1 protein-coding gene is annotated in these 2,065 nt (G+C 71.1%); it reads right to left on the bottom strand.

Features of this window, described 5'->3' with window-relative positions:
* Nucleotides 1–263 precede the first annotated feature (263 nt).
* Nucleotides 264–2,065: hypothetical protein (locus WA805_RS31100; RefSeq protein WP_425244119.1), on the bottom strand; the 1,802-nt coding region annotated here is incomplete at its 5' end.

The raw sequence follows: 2,065 nt of genomic DNA, 5'->3' as shown, positions 1-2,065 counted from the left end.
CTGCTGGCCGGAGGCCGCGCCGGCCTCGTCGGCGCCGTACGGGACGGCGGCGGTGCTGCAGCCGGCCAGCACGCCGCCGATCCCGGCTATCCCCACTCCCAGTAGCACTCCGCGGCGGGTGGCGCGCTGGTCCTGCTGGGACTCATGGCTCATCGATCGTCCTTCACTCGTCGGGGCCGGACTGGATAAGACCCTTCTACGGGAACCGGGCCATTCTCCGCCGTGCCGACGCCCGTTTTGTAAGGATCCGTTAATCGTGGCCGTCACCACCACCAGTGGTGGTGATGCTTGCGCATGTAGGAAGACCCTGGGTCGCTCTGTGACGGCTTGGGGGTCGGCGTGGCCGTAGGTGTGCCCGCGCCGCCCGGCGCCGAGCCCGCGGTCGCGGGGCATTGCCGCTGCCCGGCCATCGGGTTACCCGGTCCGCGCGTGACCGGGGCGAACTGGCGGCTGAAGCAGGTGGCCACCACGACGCCGTTAGCGTCGGATGAGAAGGACACCTCGTTCTGCTGGCCGAAGTTGCCGCAGTTCAGGTTCGTGAACGACTGCTGCAGGCGCATCGCCATGAACGTGAACAGGTTGTCTGCCGCGCCGGTGTCCGGGCTGGGCGCGTTCAGCAGCAGGTTGACGTCCTGCTGGAGCCGCTTGCCCTGGATCTGCTCCATGTCCGAGCAGTAGGCCGCCGGCGACTGGCCGGCAGGCAGCATCGACATGTCGACGAGCGACCGGTAGGTGTTCGTCTTGTCAGTGCTGAAGTTGCCGTTCTCGTCCACCGTCATCGGGTCGTTCAGCGGGACGAGGGCCGCAGGGCTGCCAGGGCTGTTGGCCCACCTGGCCGCCTGGAGCTCGTCGAGCGGCAGGGAGGGCGCAGGCGCTCCGCCGTCCGCCAGGTTGGGTGCCTCCCACGGCGAGCAGCCGAGGGCCGGGTCGACGAAAAGGTCGAGCAGGCCGTTGTCGCTGCCGTTGAACAGCACGCTCGAGCCGTTGAGCCCCTGCTTGTTGGCCGCGGTGTCCTGGGCGGTCTGGCCGTTGGGCTCGGCCAGGTACTCGGTCGTGACGTTGTCGCTCTGGTCTTGGTCGATGAGGGCGAAGCTGCGGGTCGTCAGGCACCGCTGACCGTCCCTGGCGATGCCGGGCTGCGGGACGGTGAGCTTCCCCGCCTTGATCGCGGTGTTCGCCGCGGCAAAGAAGGCCGGCGCATTGCAGGCTCCGACCTGGGTGAACGACGAGAACTGGCCGTTGATGTCCTCGCCGGCCACGCAGCTGGCCTGCTGCAGAATCGCGTCCGGCGTACCGGATGCGGCCGGGACGTCGCCCGTCGCGGGCGGGTCGGCCGGGGTGCCCGTGCCCGTAGACGACGTTGCGGAGGCGGAAGCCATCGCGGTCGCCGAAGCCGAAGCCGAGGTCGACGGCGACGGGTGGTGGTGGCGCGGCGGGTTGCCGGCCTGGCCGGCGGTAGAACCTGATCCTGCGATGCGCGTCAGGGTGGCGTCGTACCCGGCGTCCGACCCGGAGCCGGCGGGCGGCAGCGGCGCCGAGCCAGTTACCTCAAGGCCTGCCCGCTGCGCGGGCCCGGCGACGAACGCCGCCTGCGTGGCTGACGTCGTCGGCGCAGTAGGCGTGGCGGACGCGGCCGGGTCGAGCAGCGACTGCGCCTGGTCGGCCCCGGCCAGCGTGAGGGTATTGCCGTTGTATCCGAACCACAGGGCCACGACACCCCCCGCGGGCAGCGTCGGCACGGTCGGCGTGACCGCGGGCTGCGTGCCCGCGTCGACGACGAGCGGGTCGTAGATGGATATCGTCCCGGTCGCCGGGTTGATGATGGCGCCCTGCACAAAGGCGGTCTGGGCGGAGTTGGCCTCGTTGCACGGCCCGGCCGCCGGGTCGGTCGCCGTCAGCTGGTACGGCGTGGCCAGCCCCTGCGCGCTCAGCGGGTTCGTCGGCACGATCAGCGTGCAGTTCGCGTTGGGGGCCGCCGCGTCCGCCGCGGTCCTGGCGGTGAGCGCGTGAGTCGCGCCAACGGCCGCCGCGACGACGGCAAGGCTCACGACCACGGCGACTACGG

Origin of the sequence: Trebonia sp. (genome assembly GCF_049794275.1) — a bacterium.
Taxonomy (GTDB): Bacteria; Actinomycetota; Actinomycetes; order Streptosporangiales; family Streptosporangiaceae; genus Trebonia.
This window is presented reverse-complemented; position numbering and strand designations above follow the sequence as displayed.